This is a genomic window from Microbacterium sp. NPDC089186, from assembly GCF_040685115.1.
Classification (GTDB): domain Bacteria; phylum Actinomycetota; class Actinomycetes; order Actinomycetales; family Microbacteriaceae; genus Microbacterium; species Microbacterium galbum.
On sequence record NZ_JBFBHJ010000003.1, the window covers coordinates 653,329 to 671,797 of the forward strand.

Below are 18,469 nucleotides of genomic sequence, written 5' to 3' on the forward strand. Positions count from 1 at the left end.
TCGCCCGGGCAGAGTTTTCACGCAGCACAAGATGCGGGGAAATCCGTTCGGGCAGGATGAGAACACACTAGGCACGTTTACCCAGGTGCCCCAAACTTCTTGGATAAACGTTACAGAGGATTTACTCGGGAGGCCCTTGATGTGGCAATCTGACAAGTCGTCGCGCCCCACGGGTCCCGCGGACTGGTCATATCCTCCGACTCTGGCGGCGTCCGAACGGTACGCGCGCTCGCGTCTGGTCTGGGAGATCGCGCTGGTGCTGCTGATCAGCGTGGGCCAGTCGGCGATCTATTCGGTGGTGTCGTTCGTGAGAGCGGCGACCCGTGCGCCGATCTCCCAGCAGCAGACGCAGCTGAATCCGTCGCGCAGCGCCGAGCCCCTGTGGGACGCGATCTACCAGTTCCTCGACATCTTCTTCTCGCTCGCTCTCGTCGCCCTGGCGCTGTATCTGCTGTGGGAGCCGGCCAACAATGCTCTGCGCCGCATCGGCCTAGATTTCCGCCGCCCGGGCTCCGACATCGCCCGGGGGCTGCTCCTGGTCGCGCTGATCGGCGCTCCGGGCATCGGGGTCTACGCGATCGGCCGGGCCATCGGGCAGAGCATCACGGTCGTCCCCGCGCCGCTGGACTCGTCGTGGTGGGTCATCGCCTTGCTCGTGCTGGCGGCGCTGCGGGCCGGATTGACCGAGGAGGTCATCTTCCTCGGATACCTCTTCGACCGCCTCCGCCGGCTCGGGTGGTCATGGACGGGCATCATCGTCTCCACCGCGCTGCTGCGCGGCAGCTACCACCTCTATCAGGGCTGGCCGTCGGCGCTGGGCAACGTGGTGATGGGCCTCGTGTTCGGGTGGTGCTACAAGCGCTGGGGGCGGGTCATGCCGCTCGTCGTCGCCCACACGGTCATCGACATCGTCGCCTTCGTCGGCTACCCCCTGGCCGCGGCGTGGTGGCCGGGAATCTTCGCCCCGCCCGCGTCGACCCCGACGCCCACCGCGACGCCGTCGCCGACGGCCTGAGGCTCGCGGCGACAGGTCCCGCAGCGTGCCGTGACGGCATCCGGGATCCGACCTCAGCGCTGCGGCGGGGACCAGGTCCAGAACGCGGGGGGCACCCCGTCGGGCTCGGAGGTGTAGGCCACTCCCCCGACGCCCTCGGCGGTGACGACCGCGCCCGTGCGCTCGAGCAGGGGCACCCCGGCGTAGGCGGCGAAGAGCGAGCGGTCGATCTCCTTGGCCTCGGACAGCACGTCGACCGGATCGGTGTGGACGGTCAGCTCGTCGAACAGCGCGTTCGTCTGCGCCCCCTCGATCCCCTCGGCGATGCGGTCGCGCGCCGAGCGGTAGAGGCTCTCGTCCTCTCCCACCCAGGCCAACGTGGCATCCGCCTCTTCGGGAGTGGTCGCCAAGCGCACGGCGATCCCGGCACGGGCTCCCATCGACACCAGTCGAGGGAAGACCTGCGCCGAGACGTCGTCGGTGGTGTCGTAGGCCACGCGCAGCACGGCCGCACGATCGCCCAGGGCACTGCGCGCGCCGTCGACGTCGCTCCCCGTGCCGGGGGCACCGTTGCCGGAGACGAGGTCAGCGTAGAGCGAGCCCGCCGCGGGCGACGACAGGAACGACTGCAGGGGCTGCGCGTCGGGGCGCACCGCGCCGAGGACGTCCTGCACGAGGGAGCCGCGGTCGATCGCGAGCGTCATGGCCTGACGGAGGTCGGATGCCGTCCCCTCGGCGAACCGCAGGTGCAGCGTCTGGGTGGTCGGACCGACCTGCACCTGGTATCCGGCCTCGGTCAGGGTCTTGTTCTCCGCCACGTCGATGTCGCCGACGTTGGCCACGTCGACCTGACCCGCCTCGACCGCGGACAGCTGGGCCGCACGGTCGGCGAAGAAGCGGACGGTCAGCTGCTCGAGCCCCGGGAAGTGGGCGCCCTGATACGAATCGCGGCGCGCGAGCTGAACCGTGTCGGCGGTGATCTCGGTCACCGTCCACGGTCCGGCCGAGACGACGCTGGCGGGGTCGGGGGTGGAGCCGGGCGCGATGTCGAACCCGGTGTTCCAGGTCTGAGCCGCGGCGAGCAGCACCGGGTTCGGTGTACGCGGCTGTTCCGGGTCGCCCGCGGGAGTGGTGAGGATCGCGGTGAGCAGATCCTTGACGCTGACGCCTGCTCGCTGTGCGATGACGTGGACGGGCCGGTCGAGCAGCCACTGACGGTTCCAGTCGGCGAACGGCTGCTCGTAGGTGAGGGTGAGGGTGTCGTCGGCGCGGTCGATGCTCGGGCGGGCGGTCCGTGCATTCGGGTCGGCGGGCATGGCCGTGTTGAAGTACCGCGTGCCCGAGACGATCTGGCCGGTCGCGTCGTAGGTCGCGTCGTCGAAGTAATGCGAGGTGACGGCCCAGCCGAACAGCAGGTCGTCGAGGGTCACCGGGGTGCCGTCCGACCACACACGGTCGGAGAAGAGCTCGTAGCTCACCTTGAGCGGGTCGCCCTGCACGCGGGTGATGCGGCCCAGACCGTCGTTGGGCACCACCTGGAGGTCGCCGTCGAGCGAGCCGAGCCGCTCGTCGAGGAGCGCGGACATGGCGCGGTTGGCGGGGGTGTTGCCCGTGGCGCTGGCGGCGTTGAGGCTGGTCAGCGACCCCACGACGCCGAGGGTCAGGCTCGTGGGCGCTTCTTCGACCGGAGCCGGGGCGGGCTCGGGGGCCGCGCACCCGGCCAGGACGACACCGGCGGCCATCAGAAGGGCCAGCAGCCGTCCCGCCCCGCGTCGTCGTCGAGTCGGTCGAGGAACGTCGTTCAGCCCACGGTGCAGCACAGGGGCACTTTACTAAACGCCTCCTGTGGGATCCCCGGGCCGCGCGCGCCCGTCGACGCCGGGCCGCGCCCCGGACGGGCGCGCGAACGGCGCGGCACGGTGCGGCCGAGGGGCCGGGCACGCTAGACGCGGCGACGGCCCCGGATGCCGGGAACCGCCGCCGCGTCGGATCGTCAGGCGAACGCCTCCGGAGGGGGGCACGAGCACACCAGGTTGCGGTCGCCGTAGGCCTGGTCGATGCGGCGCACCGGGGGCCAGTACTTGCCGCGGATGAGCGAGCGCACGGGGTATACGGCGGTCTCGCGCGAGTACGGGTGCTCCCACTCCCCCACCACGACCGTCTCGGCGGTGTGCGGGGCGTTCACGAGAGGGTTGTCGTCGGCGGGCCACTCCCCCGCGGCGACCGCGAGGGCCTCCTGCTTGATCGCGATCATGGCATCCACGAAGCGGTCGAGCTCGGCGAGGTCTTCGCTCTCGGTCGGCTCCACCATCAGGGTGCCGGCGACCGGGAACGACATCGTCGGGGCGTGGAAGCCGTAGTCGATGAGGCGCTTCGCCACATCGTCGACGGTGACGCCGGTCTGCTCCTTGAGGGGACGCAGGTCGAGGATGCACTCGTGTGCGACGAGGCCCCCCTCACCGGCGTACAGCACCGGGTAGTGCTCGCGCAGACGCGTGGCGATGTAGTTGGCCGAGAGCACCGCGGCGGCCGTGGCTTGGCGCAGACCCTCGGCGCCCATCATGCGTACGTAGGCCCACGAGATCGGCAGGATGCCGGCGGAGCCGTGCGGAGCGGCAGACACCGGGCCCCCGTCGAACGTGCCGCCGGCGTGCTCGGCGCGCTGCGAGAACGGGTGCGAGGGCAGGAACGGCGCGAGGTGCGCCTTCGCCGCGACCGGACCCACGCCCGGACCTCCGCCGCCGTGCGGGATCGCGAACGTCTTGTGGAGGTTCAGGTGCGACACGTCGCCGCCGAGGTCGCCGAAGCGGGCGAAGCCGAGCAGGGCGTTGAGGTTCGCGCCGTCGACGTAGACCTGTCCGCCGGCGTCGTGCACGGCCTGCGTGATCTCGAGCACGTCGTGCTCGTACACCCCGTGAGTGGAGGGGTACGTGATCATCAGGGCCGACAGCTCCGCCGCGTGCTGCGCGATCTTCGCGCGCAGATCGCCGAGGTCGACGTTGCCGGCCTCGTCGCACGCGACGACGACGACCTTCATTCCCGCCAGGATCGCCGAGGCGGCGTTCGTGCCGTGCGCCGACGACGGGATGAGGCATACCGTGCGCGCGGTGTCGCCGTTCGCGAGGTGGTAGCCGCGGATCGCGAGCAGGCCCGCGAGCTCGCCCTGCGAGCCGGCGTTGGGCTGCAGCGACACCGCGTCGTAGCCGGTGACCTCGGCGAGCCAGCGCTCGAGCTGCTCGATCATCTCGAGGTACCCGTGCACGTCGGCTTCGGGCGCGAACGGATGCACGCGCGAGAACTCGGGCCACGACACCGCTGCCATCTCGGTCGCCGCGTTGAGCTTCATCGTGCACGAGCCCAGCGGGATCATGCCGCGGTCGAGCGCGTAGTCGCGGTCGGCGAGCGTCTTGAGGTAGCGCATCATCGCGGTCTCGCTGCGGTGACTGTGGAACACCGGGTGCGTGAGGTACTCGTCGTCGCGGTGGAGGGCCTCCTCGACCCCGCGCAGCGCCTCCCCCTCGGACAGTTCCTCGCTCGCGAGACCGAAGGCGTCGAGGATCGCCGAGAGATCGGCATCCGTCGTCGTCTCGTCCACCGACACGCCCACGGTCGCATCGTCCACCCACAGCAGCTGATAGCCGCGCTCGCGGGCGCGATCGACGACGTCCTGCGCGCGCCCCGGCACGTGCACGCGTACGGTGTCGAAGAACGCGTCGCTCGCCAGGGTGAGGTCGTACGAGCGCAGAGCGGATGCCAGGGCATCGGCCTTGCGCGCGACCCGCGTCGCGATCGCGCGGAGCCCGTCGGGCCCGTGGTACACCGCGTACATCGCGGCCATGACCGCGAGCAGCACCTGGGCGGTGCAGATGTTCGACGTGGCCTTCTCGCGGCGGATGTGCTGCTCGCGCGTCTGCAGGGACAGGCGGTAGGCGGGGGCGCCGACGGCATCCTGCGACACGCCGACGAGGCGGCCCGGAAGCTGTCGTTCGAGGCCCGCACGCACGGCCATATAGCCGGCGTGCGGTCCGCCGAAGCCGAGGGGCACGCCGAAGCGCTGGGTCGTGCCGACCGCCACGTCGGCGCCGAGGGATCCGGGCGAGCGCAGCAGCGTCAGGGCGAGCAGGTCGGCGGCGGCCACGACCAGGCCGCCGTTCGCGTGCACGGTCTCGGCCACGGCGGAGAAGTCCCAGATGCGCCCGGTCGCGCCGGGGTACTGCACGAACGCGCCGAACGCTGCGGGGATCTCGCCCTCGAACGACGTCTCGACGATCTCGATGCCGACGGCCGCCGCTCGGTGGTGCAGCAGCGCCTTCGTCTGCGGCAGGGAGTCGACGTCGACGAGGAAGACGTCGGTCTTCGCCTTCGAGGCGCGACGAGCGACGAGCATGCCCTCGACGACCGCGGTGGACTCATCCAGCATCGACGCGTTCGCCGTGGCGAGCCCGGTCAGGTCGGTGACCATGGTCTGGAAGTTGATCAACGCTTCGAGGCGCCCCTGCGAGATCTCGGGCTGGTACGGCGTGTAGGCCGTGTACCAGGACGGGTTCTCGAGGACGTTCCGCGCGATCACCGACGGCGTGAAGGTGTCGTAGTAGCCGAGACCGATCATCGGGCGGGCGGAACGGTTGGCGGATGCCAGCTCCCGCAGTTCCGCCAGTGCCTCCGCCTCGGTGGCCGCGGTCGGGATCGAGCTCGTCGCGCGGGGCTGCACGTGGATGGATGCCGGCACGGCGGTCTCGACGAGCGCCTCGACGCTGTCGTACCCGACGACCTCGAGCATGTGCGCCTGGGCGTCGGGGCCGATGCCGATGTGGCGGTCGGTGAAGGCGGCCGGGGTCCCCGCATCCGTGCGAGGAGGAAGGACGGAGGTCATGCGGTGAGGTCCTCGTATGCGGCGCGGTCGAGCAGGTCGGCGGGCAGGTCGCCCTCGACGCGGATCTTGATGAGCCAGCCGCCGGCGAACGGCTCGGCGTTGACCAGCGAGGGGTCGTCGACGACGGCGTCGTTGACCTCGACGACCGTGCCGGTGATCGGCGCGTAGAGCTCGCCGACGGACTTCGTCGACTCGATCTCGCCGCAGACATCACCGGCCGAAACGGCCGAGTCCGCGCCGGGCAGCTCGACGAAGACGACGTCACCGAGCTTGTCGGCGGCGAAGTCGGTGACGCCGACGGTGGCGATGTCGCCCTCGAGGGCGATCCACTCGTGCTCGGAGGTGTAGCTGAGGGCGGTGAGGTCGGTCATGCGTTTCTCCGATAGAAGGGAAGGGCGGTGACGGTCGCGGGGATGCGGGTTCCGCGGACGTCGATGGACAGTTCGGTTCCGATGGCGGATGCCGCGGGTGCGACGAACGCCATGGCCACGGGGTGGCCGAGGGTGGGGCTGAGGGCACCGCTGGTGATCTCGCCGACGGTGTCGTCGCCGTGCAGCACCGAGTAGCCGGCGCGACCCGCGCGGCGGCCCTCCGAGACGAGACCGACGAGGACCGGGGCATCGGCGGGTCCGGACGACAGGCCGTCCTTTCCGACGAACGCCTCCTTGTCGACGGCGACGACACGACCGAGGCCCGCCTGCGCGGGGACGATGTCGCGTGAGAGCTCGTGGCCGTACAGCGGCATGCCGGCTTCGAGTCGAAGCGTGTCGCGCGCGGCGAGACCGCACGGAACGAGACCCCGATCGGCGCCCGCGGCGAGCACGGCATCCCACAGGGCGGCGGCTTGGGCCGTGGGGATCATCAGCTCGTAGCCGTCCTCGCCGGTGTAACCGGTGCGGGCGACGAACAGCGGGGCCCCGTCGAAGGTGCCCTCGGTCCAGGCGTAGTAGCCGAGCTCATCGAGTGCGGTGCCGGTGATCTCGACCCCCGGGGTGGAGCTCAGGATGCCACGGGCCTCGGGGCCCTGGAGGGCGATGAGGGCGTAGTGGTCGGTGACATCTTCGACGGTGAGGCTCCCGCGAGCGTCGGTCGTTGAGCCTGTCGAAGCGTCCGACGCGGGGGTTCCGGTCCCTTCGACGGGCTCAGGGACCTCGGCTGCGCCGTCAGGGACCGCGGTCGACGCGGGGACCCACGTGCGCTGAGCCAGGTCGAACGCCGCGGCCACGGCATCCCGGTTGCCGGCGTTCGAGATGACGAGGAAGCTCTGCTCCCCCGTGCGGTAGACGATGACGTCGTCGACGATGCCCCCGCTCTCCGCGAGGACCAGCGAGTACTTCGCCTTGCCGATCTTCATGGTCGACAGGCGTCCGGCGAGCATGTGGTCGAGGAAGGCGGCCGCGGTCTCGCCGGTTACGCGGAACTCAGCCATGTGCGAGATGTCGAACAGACCTGCGGCCGCGCGGACGGCGTGGTGCTCGGCGAGGTCGGAGGTGTAGCGCACAGGCATGTTCCAGCCGCCGAAGTCGGTGAACGAGGCGCCGAGGGCCTCGTGCCGATCGTGCAGCGGCGACGTGCGCGTTGGAGCGGGGGTTTCGGTCATGAGTTCTGCCGTTCGCGATGACGGACAGACGCCGGTCGGCGCCTGAAGAACTCCCCCTCTGTCATGGGCCTGAGAGTTTCACTGCCGCGTCCTGAACGCACAGCTTTCACCGTCGGCGGATCCGGCGCGGTGCACCCGGATCACTTTCCAGAGTGGCCCGATCGACGCGGTACGCGTACCTGAGAGATTGGCGGGGAGGCTTGCTCCTTCGGTGCCCGGCTGCGTTCGCCGGAGCTCTCCCGCATCGATCATGGGGCCGGTGTGGACTTGTGGGGTCAGCCTAGCGGAGCTTCGGTCGGCCTCGTGAGATGTTCAGCCGTTGTCCTGTTTGCGGAGTTCGTCGGCGTCGCCGGGGACGCAGAGGGAGGTGCCGGTGATGTAGTAGTTGCCGGGTGCGGTGGAGAAGGACAAACCCTCAACGGGACCTCCCGTGGCATAAACAACGTACGACGGGCTTTCAACGACGCGGACGTCCATTCCGAGAGCAGTCCAATGCTCCGCCATTTTTCGGGCGTCAGCTGCGTGATCTCGTTCGGGTTGAGGGTCAGCGTTGTACCAATAGTTGTAGTTCACACGTTCGCCGGGCTGGTCACCACAGTTCCCCACATCCGCCGGGCCCACCTCCGCCCATTCCACCTGGCCAAGAATGGCCGCGCTCTCCTCAATCGTCGACGTGAGCTTCTCGCGAGCCGATACGGGACTTTCGTCGGCGGGCGCTGCACAGGAAGCCAACAACAACGTCAGCCCCAGTACCGCAGCCGCGCTGGTCATCCAGCGAGGCACCCGGTCAGCGTCAACCGCCATGCGTCATTCCTTCGATGAGCCCTTGCTGGAGCGGCGTCGGTCCCGGCGGTACATAGTCCGTCACCTGTTGGCTGAGCCCAACGGTCGCGGCCGCTACATTGCGCAAGGACTCGGTGCGGGGGTCTAGATAGCCCGTGCCCTGGGGAGTACTGACCTCATGATGAGTCACGGGCAGTAATTCACCCTCCCCAGCGACACTGAATGCGTGAGCACCAAAGCCCGGCGCAATCGGATCGACGGGGTGGGCTGCGGACATTCTCCCCACCCATGCCCACGGATCACCGCCAGCAGGATCGATGGCCAAGACGTCCTGGGCCTGCCCGGAATAAACCTCCGTCGCATGCAGAAGGGTCGACTCATGTATTTGTGGCGGCAACCCAGCCGATCCCAGAGAAACGAAGGCCGCCACATGAACGTCATCCTGCGCGAGCGCGAAGGACGCCGTCGTCGTCCCGTATGAATGGGCCACCACGTTGACGTCGATACCGGCCCGCGAACATTGGAGGGCTCGGATGTCACCAGCCAGTGCGTCTCCACCTCGCCTGGCGAGATCGGAGCCTAGGACATCGAACTCACCTGCGCCTGTCGGGAGAGGTGGCGTGCGGTATCCAACCCATGCGACCGTTGCGTGAGATCGCCCCGGATCGAGCTGGTCTTGCATCGTCAGCAGGTTCTGGGTCGCGCGTGCCCAGTCACTGATGTGTTCGGTTGTCGTACCCATTCCCGGCACCGCGAGCGTTATGACGTCGGCAGCGTCGAGGTCGCCGATCGAAATCGAAGCGAGCGGGGGCGCGTCGCCGGTGAGGGAGATGAGCTGCCTCAGCGAGCCGGTGGCGGTTTCCGCGAGCGCCATCGCGATGTTCTCCAGCCCCGCCACCCGCGCCCGTGCGGTGTCCCGTCGTTTGGTCACGGCCTCCGATCCAGCGGCCGCATTGATCCGCGAGGAAAGCGAAGGCGCGTCCGCCTCCGCCAACGCCGCACGCGCCTCCTCGAGCTGCGCGCGCAGCCATATCCGATTCGCCTCGTCACGGGCGGCGTAAGCCACACCGCCGAGGTTGCCGATCACCGCGGGGGCGGCGTGGATGAGCGCGTGCTTCTGCGCGTCGTCGAGCGCGGCCCACCACGGCGCGACCGCGGACGGCTCCGCCTGGCTGAGGACCTGTGCAAGCGCGGGCCGCGCGTGCAGCACCGCGGCCAGGCTCGGGCCGTCGGCGCCGGCGATCGCGTCCAGCGCCTGAGAGGCGGACACGCATCCGGTGAGCACGGCGAGCCACTCGTCTGCGTCGAGCCCGGGGGTTGCGATGGCGCGGCGGAGTGCGGCGGCGGTGTGCTCCGCCGCCCTGTCGAGCGCGGACCGCGCGTCGTCGAGGATCGACCGGGCTTCGCTCCGCGGTTCCAGACCGCGCAACGGCTGCCGATCCGGCGCGGGAAAGCTCGTCGTCACGGGCGGAGCGTCATCCAGGGCGTCAGCGCGGTTCCACAGATCGACGGCGTCTCCGGCGCGGGCACGGGCGGACTCCAGCGCCGCAACGAACTCCTCCAGCGCCGCCTGAGCGACGCGAAAGGCTGAGGCCATGGCATCCCACCGCGAGGCTGCGGCCGAGACGCCTCGCTCGTAGGCGTCCGCCGCTTCGCCCGCCCATTCCGGCACCGAGCGCACCCGCCGCAGCCTGGCGGCGGACTCTTCCGCGTCGACCGCACGAGCCGTCCACAGGGCGACCGTTCGATGGAGAGCGGCCGCATTCCCGGGGATGAGCCGTACCGGATCCGTGGACTGACCGAGTTCCGCCGTCACGGGAGGCTCCATCCGGCGGCCGATGCGAGCGAGCGGATCCCCTCGACGGCTGCGGTCTCCGTGCCTTCGAAGAGATCGGCGACGTCGCGCAGCCCTGCCGCCGTGGCGTCGATCTCGCGCTCCCGTTCGGATCGACAATCGTTCAGGCAGGCGACGAATTCGGCCAGCGCGAGCGAGAGATCGGGCTGACCCGGGACGCTCAACAGCGGGAGGGGACTCAGGCCCGCCGAGACCTCTTTGACCTTCGTCGCGGCTCGTCGCACCTCGTCGACCGAGAGGGAGATGAGCGGCATGGGAGCGATCGTAGGGAGAGCGCCGGCCCCACCGGATCACCCTGTGCACAACTTCACCCTTGCGGGTGCGCGGCCTCGCGAACGCCGTCGGTCCCGCTGTCCGAACGCTCTTCGGCGCCCGCGCTGCCTCGCGCGGACACCGGCATCCCGCGGTCAGCCCCGGGTGCAGCTTCCGGATGCCACGGGCGTCGACAGCGCATCGATCTGCGCCATGACCGGGAGGAGCTCGGCAGGGGTCATGGCGTAGCCGACGTTGTCGTCGGTGTCGGAACGCGCGAAGACGATGCCGGCGACCTCTCCCGAGGTGGTCAGAAGCGGTCCGCCGGAGTTGCCGGGGCGGACGATCCCGGCGATCGCGTAGATGTCGCGGGGAGAGGACGCTCCGTCGTAGATGTCGGGGACGGGCACCGTCCCCTCCGAGAGGATCTGCGCGCTGCCCGACGTGAACGGGCCGCCGCCGGGGTAGCCCTGCACGACGGCGGATTCCCCCACCGCGAGCGTCGACACGATGGGGAGGGCCGCGGCGTCCAACTGATCCACCGAGATCACGGCGATGTCGTCGGTCGGGTCGAAGTAGGTGACGCGACCCTCGCGGGCGGGCTGACCGGGAAGCTCGACCAGCGGGGCGTCGACTCCGGCGACGACGTGGGCGTTGGTGACGACGCGGTCGTCGGCCACGACGAAGCCCGACCCGCTCGAGGTGATGCCGCACGCGTAGGCGGTGCCGGAGATGCGGGCGACCGACTGGGCAGCCTGGGCCAGGGCAGGGTCGTCGAGCGCGATCTCGGGCGCGCTGGGCACGGGGCCGATCTGGATGAGCGAACCGAAGCTCGGTATGCCGCCGGCGAACACCTGTCCGCGCAGGTCGGCGAGCGCGCCGCGCACGGGAGGCGGCGTGAGGTCGTCGATCGTGCGCACCACCGTGGAAGAGCCCAGAGCGGCCGAGACCACGGGCAGACCCACGGGCGTGAGGGATCCCGCGACGAAGGAGATCGTCAGAGCGGCGGCGGCGACGTTCACGACGCCACCCAGCAGACGCTCGGGCACGCGAAGCTTGATGCGATCGGCGCCGCGGCGGAAGAATCCGCCGACCGCGCTGCCGAGACCCGAACCGATCATCAGCAGCAGGATGCCGGCGAGGATCATCGCGGGGCCGCGCCAGGCCGGGGCGGTGACCCATTGTCCGACGAAGGGCGTGACCCAGTACGCGGCGACGGCACCCGCCGCGAGCCCGGCGAAGAAGCCGATCGTGGCGAGGAATCCGCGCGACAGGCCCACGATGAGAGCGACCGCCAGAAGGGCGATCAGAACGATGTCGATGATCGGCATCCGACCTCCTGAGTCCTCCCCGAGGCTAGGCGGCGCGTCTGAGAGAACCCTTTCGACGCGCGGGGCCGGGCAGGCGCCGATCCTGCGACCGGGCGCTGAAGTCGCCGGTGGCCCCGGGGCTTCGGAGATGGCCCCGGGGCCACCCCGCGACACGGGCTTCGACAGGAGGTGCCCGGAATCATCGCGCGATTCGCCCTTCGGGTCGGAATGACACTAAGATCGATCCCGGAGATATGGTCACCATGACACGAACCCCTCGCCCCGAGCCCCGCGACGCCGACGTGCGCGTCGCGGTGTCGACCGTCATCTTCAGCGTGCGCCGCGACGCCGACGACGAACCCGTGCTCTCGCTCCCCCTCGTGCGCCGCACGCGCGATCCGTTCGATGGGCGCTGGGCACTGCCCGGCGGATGGCTCGACGCGACCGAGGGCCTCGACGCCGCGGCATCCCGCACGCTCGCAGAGACGACCGGCCTCACCCCCAGCTACCTCGAGCAGCTCTACGCGTTCGGCGCCGTGGACCGCTCCCCCACGCGCGTCGTGTCGATCGTGTACTGGGCACTGCTGCGCTCCGACGAGGTCGACGCGCAGGTCGCGGCCCACGCGCGGGAGGGCGACGCTCCCGAGAACGTCGAATGGTTCGACGCGACCGATCTGCCGACGCTCGCGTTCGACCACAACGACATCGTCGAATACACGCTGTGGCGCCTGCGCAACAAGGTCGGCTACAGCCGCATCGCTCACGGGCTGCTGCCCGACGAGTTCACGCTCGCCGACCTTCGCGAGGTCACGGAGTCGATCCTCGGCAAACGCCTCGATCCCGCGAACTTCCGCCGACAGGTCGACACGAGCGACACGCTCATCCCGACCGAGCGCTTCCGCACCGGAAGCCATCGCCCTGCCCGCCTCTACCGCTACAACCGCGACGTGGAGCTGGCCGATCGCGGCCCGCTCCCGTCCCGTCACTGATCGGAAACGCCCATGTCCGCCACACCCCTCACTCTGCAGCCCCGCCCGGCCGTCGACCCCAGCGTCGATCACGCGATCCAGGCGATCGTCGCGGGAACGTCGACCGATGCGACCTGCACGACGGATCTCGCCGTGGGTCCGTGGGACTTCGACACCCGCCCCGGCTATGGTCCGGGCTCGTCGATGGGCGACGTCATCCCCACCGGCGCCCCGCGGCAGGGCGAGCTGCCGCAGGACTACCGCGACGCCTCCGACGACGAGCTCGACGCCCGCATCCGCGCGGCGAAGCAGATCCTCGGCGAGCGCGTCGTCGTGCTCGGGCACTTCTATCAGCGCGAGGAGGTCGTGCGTCACGCCGACTACGTGGGCGACTCGTTCCAGCTCGCCAATGCCGCGAAGGAGCGCCCCGAGGCCGAGGCGATCGTGTTCTGCGGCGTGCACTTCATGGCAGAGACGGCCGATCTGCTCTCACGCCCCGATCAGGCCGTGATCCTGCCGAACCTCGCCGCGGGATGCTCGATGGCCGACATGGCCGACATCGACCAGGTCGAGGAGTGCTGGGAGCAGCTGGAGGAGGTCCTCGGCGACCTCGAGACCCCGGATGCCGAGGGACTCGTCCCCGTCGTCCCGGTGACCTACATGAACTCCAGCGCCGCCATCAAGGGCTTCGTCGGGCGCCACGGCGGGATCGTCTGCACCTCGTCGAACGCGCGCACGGTGCTGGAGTGGGCGTTCGCGCGCGGACGGCGCGTGCTGTTCTTCCCCGACCAGCACCTCGGCCGCAACACGGCCAAGGCCATGGGCGTGCCGCTCGAGCAGATGCCGATGTGGAACCCGCGCAAGGCCCTCGGCGGCTCGACCGCGGAACAGCTCGCAGACAGCCGCGTCATCCTGTGGCACGGCTTCTGCTCGGTGCACCGCCGCTTCACCGTCGACCAGATCGACAAGGCGCGCGCCGAGCACCCCGGCGTCCGCGTGATCGTGCACCCCGAATGCCCGATGGACGTGGTGGATGCCGCCGACGAGGCGGGGTCGACCGACATCATCCGCAAGGCGATCGCTGCGGCGACCGAGCCCACGACCTTCGCGATCGGCACCGAGATCAACCTCGTCCAGCGCCTGGCCGCGCAGTACCCGCAGCACGAGATCTTCTGCCTCGACCCGGTGGTGTGCCCCTGCTCGACGATGTACCGGATCCACCCGGGCTACCTCGCGTGGGTGCTCGAGTCCCTCGTCGCGGGCGAGGTCGTCAATCGCATCACCGTCCCGGCCGATGTGGCCGAGCCCGCGACCGTAGCCCTGGAGCGCATGCTCGCGGCCAAGCCGAACGGCGCGGTGAAATGACCACCGTCGTCGTGGTGGGCAGCGGCATCGCCGGTCTCACGGCGGCGCTGCACGCTCACGAGGCGGGATGCCGCGTCACCGTCGTGACCAAGGGCGCCCTGCCCGACACCAACACGCGGTGGGCACAGGGCGGGATCGCCGCCGTCACCGACCCGGCGGACACCGTCGCCTCGCACGCGGCCGACACGATCACCGCGGGTGCGGGATTGAACGACTCGGATGCCGTGGAGGTGCTCGTCGGCGAGGGACCGGCGCGCATCGCCGAGCTCGTGGACCGCGGGGTCGGCTTCGACCGCACCGCGGACGGCGATTTCTCGCGCGGTCTCGAGGCGGCGCACGCCGTCGCCCGCGTGCTGCACGCCGGTGGGGACGCGACCGGCGCCGCCATCCAGGCCGCCCTGGGCGAGGCGGTGCGCGCGGAGGGGATCCCTGTGCGGGAGCACGCTCTGCTCCGCGACCTGATCGTCGAGCGCGGCCGTGTCACGGGCATCGAGCTGGCCGACGGCGACCGGCTCACCGCCGACGCCGTCGTCCTCGCCACGGGTGGAGCGGGTCAGCTGTACACCCACACCACCAATCCCCTCGGTGCCACCGGCGACGGCATCGCCGCGGCCATCCGCGCCGGGGCCGCCGTGGCCGACCTCGAGTTCGTGCAGTTCCACCCGACGGCGCTCGCCGTCGGGACGCCCTTCCTGGTGTCGGAGGCCGTCCGCGGCGAGGGCGCCGTTCTCATCGATGACGCGGGACGCCGCTTCGCGTTCGACGCACACCCCGACGGTGAGCTCGCCCCCCGTGACGTCGTCGCCCGCGCCAACGCCCGCGCCATGGCCGCGCAGGACGGTCACCCCGTCCGCCTCGACGCCACCGCCCTGGGCGCCGAGCGCTTGGCTCGGCGCTTCCCCACGATCGACGCCGCCGTGCGCGAGCGCGGCCTCGACTGGGCGCACGAGCCCATCCCGGTCACCCCCGCGGCGCACTACCTCATGGGCGGCGTCGTGACCGACCTCGACGGGCGCACCACGGTGCCCGGACTGTACGCGGTGGGCGAGACGGCGCGGACCGGCGTGCACGGGGCGAACCGGTTGGCATCCAATTCGCTGCTCGAAGGGGCCGTGTTCGGCGCGCGCGCCGGGGATGCCGTCGCCCGTGACCGCGACTGGCCGATCCCCCCGGTCGCCCCCGCGCGACCGGCGCCCGTGGCGGTCGACACCGCTGCCGAGGCATTCTCCCGCGCGGCTCTGCAACGGCTCATGTGGGACGACGCGGGACTCGTGCGCGACGCCTCCGGGCTCGACCGCGCCGCGGCGACACTCGCCGCTTGGCGAGCGGCGGGACTCCTCCCGTCGGTGGAGGACGACAACCTCCTCCTCGTCGCCACCCACGTCGTGGATGCCGCGCGGGCGCGTACCGCCTCCGTCGGCGCCCACCACCGCTCGGACGCCGCCGAACCGGCATCCCTTTCCGCCCCTCCGGAGGTCCTCGCATGCTGACCCGCGCCACCATCGACCGTGTCGTCTCCGCCGCCCTCGACGAGGACGCCCCCTGGGGCGACCTCACGAGCGAGACCCTCATCCCGGAAGACGCGACGGCGCGCGCCGAGCTGGTCGCCCGCGTCGACGGCGTCTTCAGCGGAGCCGCCGTCTTCGCCGCGGCGTTCACCCTCACCGATCCGTCGACCACGGTCGAGCATCGCGTCGCCGACGGGGCGCGCTTCTCCCCCGGCGACACGCTCGCGGTGGTGACCGGTCCCGCTCGCGCGGTGCTCACGGCGGAGCGCATCGGATTGAACTTCGTGCAGCGCATGTCGGGCATCGCGACCCTCACCAGCCGCTACGTCGCCGAGGTCGCCCACACCGGCGCCCGCATCGTCGACACCCGCAAGACCACCCCGGGCCTGCGCGCCATCGAACGACAGGCGGTGCGCGACGGCGGCGGCCACAATCACCGCTTCTCGCTCTCGGATGCCGTGATGGCGAAGGACAACCATCTCGCCGTGCTCACCGCGAACGGCCTGTCGGTCACCCAGGCTCTCGAGAGTGCGATCGCGCGGCTGCCGCACACCACGCATGTCGAGGTCGAGGTCGACCGTCTCGAGCAGATCGACGCCGTGCTCGCCGCGGGCGTCGGAACGATCATGCTCGACAACTTCTCGCTCGACGATCTGCGCACCGGCGTCGCCCGTATCGCGGGAGCAGCGCAGGTCGAGGCCTCGGGAGGGGTCACCCTCGACACGGTGCGCGCCATCGCCGAGACCGGCGTCGACGTCATCTCCGTCGGCGCGCTCACGCACTCGGCGTCTTCGCTCGACCTCGGACTCGACATCCGCATCGAGACGGCGTGAGCCTCTACCTCGACAACGCCGCGACGACGCCCGTGCGCCCCGAGGTGCTCGAGGCGATGGCCCCGTACCTCACACGGTACTTCGGCAACCCGTCGAGCCATCACGAGGTCGGGGAGGCAGCGGCATCCGCCCTCGACGACGCCCGATCGCGGGTGGCCGCCGTCCTCGGGATGCGGACGGGAGACGTGACCTTCACCTCCGGCGGCACGGAGTCCAACAACGCCGCCATCAAGGGCCTCGTCCTGGGATCGGGGAAGGGGCACCTCGTCACGACGGCGATCGAGCACGAGTCGGTGCTCGCCTCCGCCGATTACCTCTCCCGCCTGCACGGGGTCGCGGTCACGCACGCCCTGATCGACGCCACGGGAACGCTCACCCCCGACGCGCTCGCCGCGAGCCTGCGCGCGGACACCGCGCTCGTGAGCGTCGGCTACGCCAACAACGAGATCGGCACGGTCCAGGACGCCACCGCCCTCGCCGCCGTCGCCCACGAGCGCGGAGTGCCCCTTCATCTGGATGCCGTGCAGGCGGCCGGGTGGCTGCCCCTGGCCGGCCTCGGGGCGGATGCCGTGACCGTGGCCGGCCACAAGGTCGGCGCCCCCAAGGGCACCGGCATCCTGGCCGTGCGCGGGCGACTTCCGTTCGAACCGCTGCTGCACGGCGGCGGCCAGGAGCGCGGACGCCGGTCGGGGACGCCGGATGTCGCGGGAGCCGTCGCCATCGCCACCGCCCTCACCCTCGCCGAGGCGGAGCGCGCGGAGGAGGCCGCCCGCGTCGCGGGGCTGCGCGACGCGTTCGCCTCCCGCGTCCTCGCGCTCGTGCCCGACGCGCGCGTCACCGGCCACCCGACCCGTCGCCTCCCGGGCACCGCGAGCTTCGTCTTCCCCGGCACGAACGGCGAGACCGTCCTGCTCGAGCTGGAACGCCGCGGCGTCGTCTCCTCGAGCGGCTCGGCGTGCGCGGCCGGCAGCGACGAGGCGTCGCACGTACTGCTCGCGATCGGCCTGGATCACGATACGGCCCGCACCGCCGTGCGCTTCACGCTGCCGCACGGCCTCACGGCATCCCTCGATCCCGTCGCGGATGCGGTCGCCGCGGCCGTGACGGCCGTAGGATCGCGCGGGTGAGCTCCACCCCGGTCACCGTCATCGTCCCCGGTTTCGACGTCGCCGAGTACGCGACCGAAGCCCTCGATTCGCTCCGCGCGCAGACGCACCCGCACTGGACGGCGGTGCTCGTCGACGACGCCTCGACCGACGACACGGCCCGCATCTTCGCCGACGCCGAGGCCGACGACCCCCGCTTCCGTCTCGTCCGCCACACGGAGCAGCGCGGCCTCGGCGCCGCCCGCAACACCGGACTCGCGCGGGTCGACACGCCCTACACCGCCTTCCTCGACGCCGACGACATCCTCCGTCCCGACGCGCTCGCCCGCCTCGCCGACGCCCTCGATCGCACCGGGAGCGACTTCGTCGTGGGAGCGTACGTGCGCCTGCGCCCGGATGCCGAGGGCCCGGGATACACCGCCGGCGACGTGCAGCCGTGGGTCGCGGCGGCCACCGACCCGGCCCGCTCGGGGACGACGCTGACGCAGCACCCCGCGGCATCCGGGAACATCGTCGCGTGGTCCAAGCTCAGCCGCACCACCTTCTGGCACGAGCAGGGTCTCCGCTTCCCCGAGGGGCGCTACTACGAGGACCAGGTGCTCGCCCAGCGCATGTACACCTCGGCGGCGGCGTTCGACGTGATCCCCGACGTGATCGTCGAGTGGCGCCAGCGCCGCGACGGCGGGTCGATCACCCAGCGCCTGGGCGAGGTCGACGTGCTGCGCGACTACCTCGAAGCCCTCGGCGAGGGCATCGCCGTGCTGCGCGCCGCCGGGGCCGACGCGGCCGTCGAAGAGCGCGGGCGGCTGATCCGCACGCTGGATCTCCCGCCGCTGCGGCGCATCGCCGAGACGCATCCGGACGCGTCGTACCGCATCGCGCTCGAGGCCTTCATGGAGTCGCTGCCGGGCTGAGGCCGGGGGCGGCGGCCTGTGCCGGGCCGCGTCACGTGTGCGCAGACACAACGGCGGGCGGAGTCCCCGACACGCCGACACCGGATTCTTTCATCCGGCGCGCTTCGA

At 71.0% G+C, this 18,469-nt stretch carries 15 protein-coding genes and 1 riboswitch; of the genes, 7 read left to right on the forward strand and 8 right to left on the reverse strand.

Annotation, left to right across the window (positions count from 1 at the left end):
* Positions 1-139: 139 nt before the first annotated feature.
* Positions 140-1,015, forward strand: a complete 876-nt coding sequence (locus AB0N82_RS13380; protein WP_315995347.1) for a type II CAAX endopeptidase family protein — start codon at positions 140-142, stop codon at positions 1,013-1,015.
* Positions 1,016-1,068: 53 nt separating this feature from the next.
* Here the strand turns inward: AB0N82_RS13380 and AB0N82_RS13385 are convergent, their stop codons facing one another.
* The 8 genes from AB0N82_RS13385 to AB0N82_RS13420 all read right to left on the reverse strand — a co-directional run bounded on the left by AB0N82_RS13385 (position 1,069) and on the right by AB0N82_RS13420 (position 11,688).
* On the reverse strand, positions 1,069-2,814 hold the full coding sequence (locus tag AB0N82_RS13385; RefSeq protein WP_363392175.1) for an ABC transporter substrate-binding protein: 1,746 nt from the start codon (positions 2,812-2,814) through the stop codon (positions 1,069-1,071).
* Positions 2,815-2,987: 173 nt separating this feature from the next.
* Positions 2,988-5,867, reverse strand: a complete 2,880-nt coding sequence (gene gcvP / locus AB0N82_RS13390) for an aminomethyl-transferring glycine dehydrogenase (protein WP_363392177.1) — start codon at positions 5,865-5,867, stop codon at positions 2,988-2,990.
* A complete protein-coding gene (gene gcvH, locus AB0N82_RS13395) occupies positions 5,864-6,238 on the reverse strand; it encodes a glycine cleavage system protein GcvH (protein ID WP_363392179.1) in 375 nt (124 codons plus the stop codon). The genes gcvP and gcvH overlap by 4 nt, the downstream gene beginning before the upstream one ends.
* A complete protein-coding gene (locus AB0N82_RS13400; RefSeq protein WP_363392181.1) occupies positions 6,235-7,467 on the reverse strand; it encodes a glycine cleavage system aminomethyltransferase GcvT in 1,233 nt (410 codons plus the stop codon). Before AB0N82_RS13400 ends, gcvH begins: the two co-directional genes overlap by 4 nt.
* A gap of 157 nt (positions 7,468-7,624) precedes the next feature.
* Positions 7,625-7,719, reverse strand: a riboswitch (glycine riboswitch).
* A 60-nt stretch (positions 7,720-7,779) separates the two neighbouring features.
* Positions 7,780-8,271 carry a hypothetical protein gene (locus AB0N82_RS13405; protein WP_363392183.1) on the reverse strand — a complete coding sequence of 164 codons (492 nt, stop codon included), beginning with the start codon at positions 8,269-8,271 and terminating at the stop codon, positions 7,780-7,782.
* Positions 8,261-10,066, reverse strand: coding sequence for an alpha/beta hydrolase (locus tag AB0N82_RS13410; RefSeq protein ID WP_363392185.1), 1,806 nt, complete (start codon positions 10,064-10,066; stop codon positions 8,261-8,263). The genes AB0N82_RS13405 and AB0N82_RS13410 overlap by 11 nt, the downstream gene beginning before the upstream one ends.
* Positions 10,063-10,359 carry a hypothetical protein gene (locus tag AB0N82_RS13415; RefSeq protein ID WP_363392187.1) on the reverse strand — a complete coding sequence of 99 codons (297 nt, stop codon included), beginning with the start codon at positions 10,357-10,359 and terminating at the stop codon, positions 10,063-10,065. The genes AB0N82_RS13410 and AB0N82_RS13415 overlap by 4 nt, the downstream gene beginning before the upstream one ends.
* A gap of 153 nt (positions 10,360-10,512) precedes the next feature.
* A complete protein-coding gene (locus tag AB0N82_RS13420) occupies positions 10,513-11,688 on the reverse strand; it encodes a MarP family serine protease (protein ID WP_363392188.1) in 1,176 nt (391 codons plus the stop codon).
* Between the two features lie 233 nt (positions 11,689-11,921).
* Between AB0N82_RS13420 and AB0N82_RS13425 the strand changes: the two genes are divergently transcribed.
* From AB0N82_RS13425 to AB0N82_RS13450, 6 genes are read left to right on the forward strand one after another with little or no spacing between them, the layout of a single operon-like run.
* Positions 11,922-12,656: an NUDIX domain-containing protein gene (locus AB0N82_RS13425; protein WP_315995338.1), complete on the forward strand. Its 735-nt coding sequence runs from the start codon at positions 11,922-11,924 to the stop codon at positions 12,654-12,656.
* Positions 12,657-12,668: 12 nt separating this feature from the next.
* Positions 12,669-14,000 carry a quinolinate synthase NadA gene (nadA, locus tag AB0N82_RS13430; RefSeq protein ID WP_363392190.1) on the forward strand — a complete coding sequence of 444 codons (1,332 nt, stop codon included), beginning with the start codon at positions 12,669-12,671 and terminating at the stop codon, positions 13,998-14,000.
* On the forward strand, positions 13,997-15,490 hold the full coding sequence (gene nadB / locus AB0N82_RS13435) for an L-aspartate oxidase (protein ID WP_363392192.1): 1,494 nt from the start codon (positions 13,997-13,999) through the stop codon (positions 15,488-15,490). The genes nadA and nadB overlap by 4 nt, the downstream gene beginning before the upstream one ends.
* Positions 15,484-16,341, forward strand: a complete 858-nt coding sequence (nadC, locus tag AB0N82_RS13440) for a carboxylating nicotinate-nucleotide diphosphorylase (protein ID WP_363392194.1) — start codon at positions 15,484-15,486, stop codon at positions 16,339-16,341. The genes nadB and nadC overlap by 7 nt, the downstream gene beginning before the upstream one ends.
* Positions 16,338-17,468, forward strand: a complete 1,131-nt coding sequence (locus tag AB0N82_RS13445) for a cysteine desulfurase family protein (RefSeq protein WP_363392196.1) — start codon at positions 16,338-16,340, stop codon at positions 17,466-17,468. Before nadC ends, AB0N82_RS13445 begins: the two co-directional genes overlap by 4 nt.
* Positions 17,465-18,361, forward strand: coding sequence for a glycosyltransferase family 2 protein (locus AB0N82_RS13450; RefSeq protein ID WP_363392198.1), 897 nt, complete (start codon positions 17,465-17,467; stop codon positions 18,359-18,361). Before AB0N82_RS13445 ends, AB0N82_RS13450 begins: the two co-directional genes overlap by 4 nt.
* Positions 18,362-18,469 lie beyond the last annotated feature (108 nt).

Excerpts from the sequence above, each read along its gene's own strand:
- AB0N82_RS13415 (WP_363392187.1), bottom strand. The coding sequence starts at position 10,359 with ATGCCGCTCATCTCCCTCTCGGTCGACGAGGTGCGACGAGCCGCGACG.
- AB0N82_RS13405 (WP_363392183.1), bottom strand. The coding sequence starts at position 8,271 with ATGGCGGTTGACGCTGACCGGGTGCCTCGCTGGATGACCAGCGCGGCT.
- AB0N82_RS13425 (WP_315995338.1), top strand. The coding sequence starts at position 11,922 with ATGGTCACCATGACACGAACCCCTCGCCCCGAGCCCCGCGACGCCGAC.
- nadA (WP_363392190.1), top strand. The coding sequence starts at position 12,669 with ATGTCCGCCACACCCCTCACTCTGCAGCCCCGCCCGGCCGTCGACCCC.
- AB0N82_RS13380 (WP_315995347.1), top strand. The coding sequence starts at position 140 with ATGTGGCAATCTGACAAGTCGTCGCGCCCCACGGGTCCCGCGGACTGG.
- nadC (WP_363392194.1), top strand. The coding sequence starts at position 15,484 with ATGCTGACCCGCGCCACCATCGACCGTGTCGTCTCCGCCGCCCTCGAC.
- AB0N82_RS13400 (WP_363392181.1), bottom strand. The coding sequence starts at position 7,467 with ATGACCGAAACCCCCGCTCCAACGCGCACGTCGCCGCTGCACGATCGG.
- gcvH (WP_363392179.1), bottom strand. The coding sequence starts at position 6,238 with ATGACCGACCTCACCGCCCTCAGCTACACCTCCGAGCACGAGTGGATC.
- gcvP (WP_363392177.1), bottom strand. The coding sequence starts at position 5,867 with ATGACCTCCGTCCTTCCTCCTCGCACGGATGCGGGGACCCCGGCCGCC.
- AB0N82_RS13420 (WP_363392188.1), bottom strand. The coding sequence starts at position 11,688 with ATGCCGATCATCGACATCGTTCTGATCGCCCTTCTGGCGGTCGCTCTC.
- nadB (WP_363392192.1), top strand. The coding sequence starts at position 13,997 with ATGACCACCGTCGTCGTGGTGGGCAGCGGCATCGCCGGTCTCACGGCG.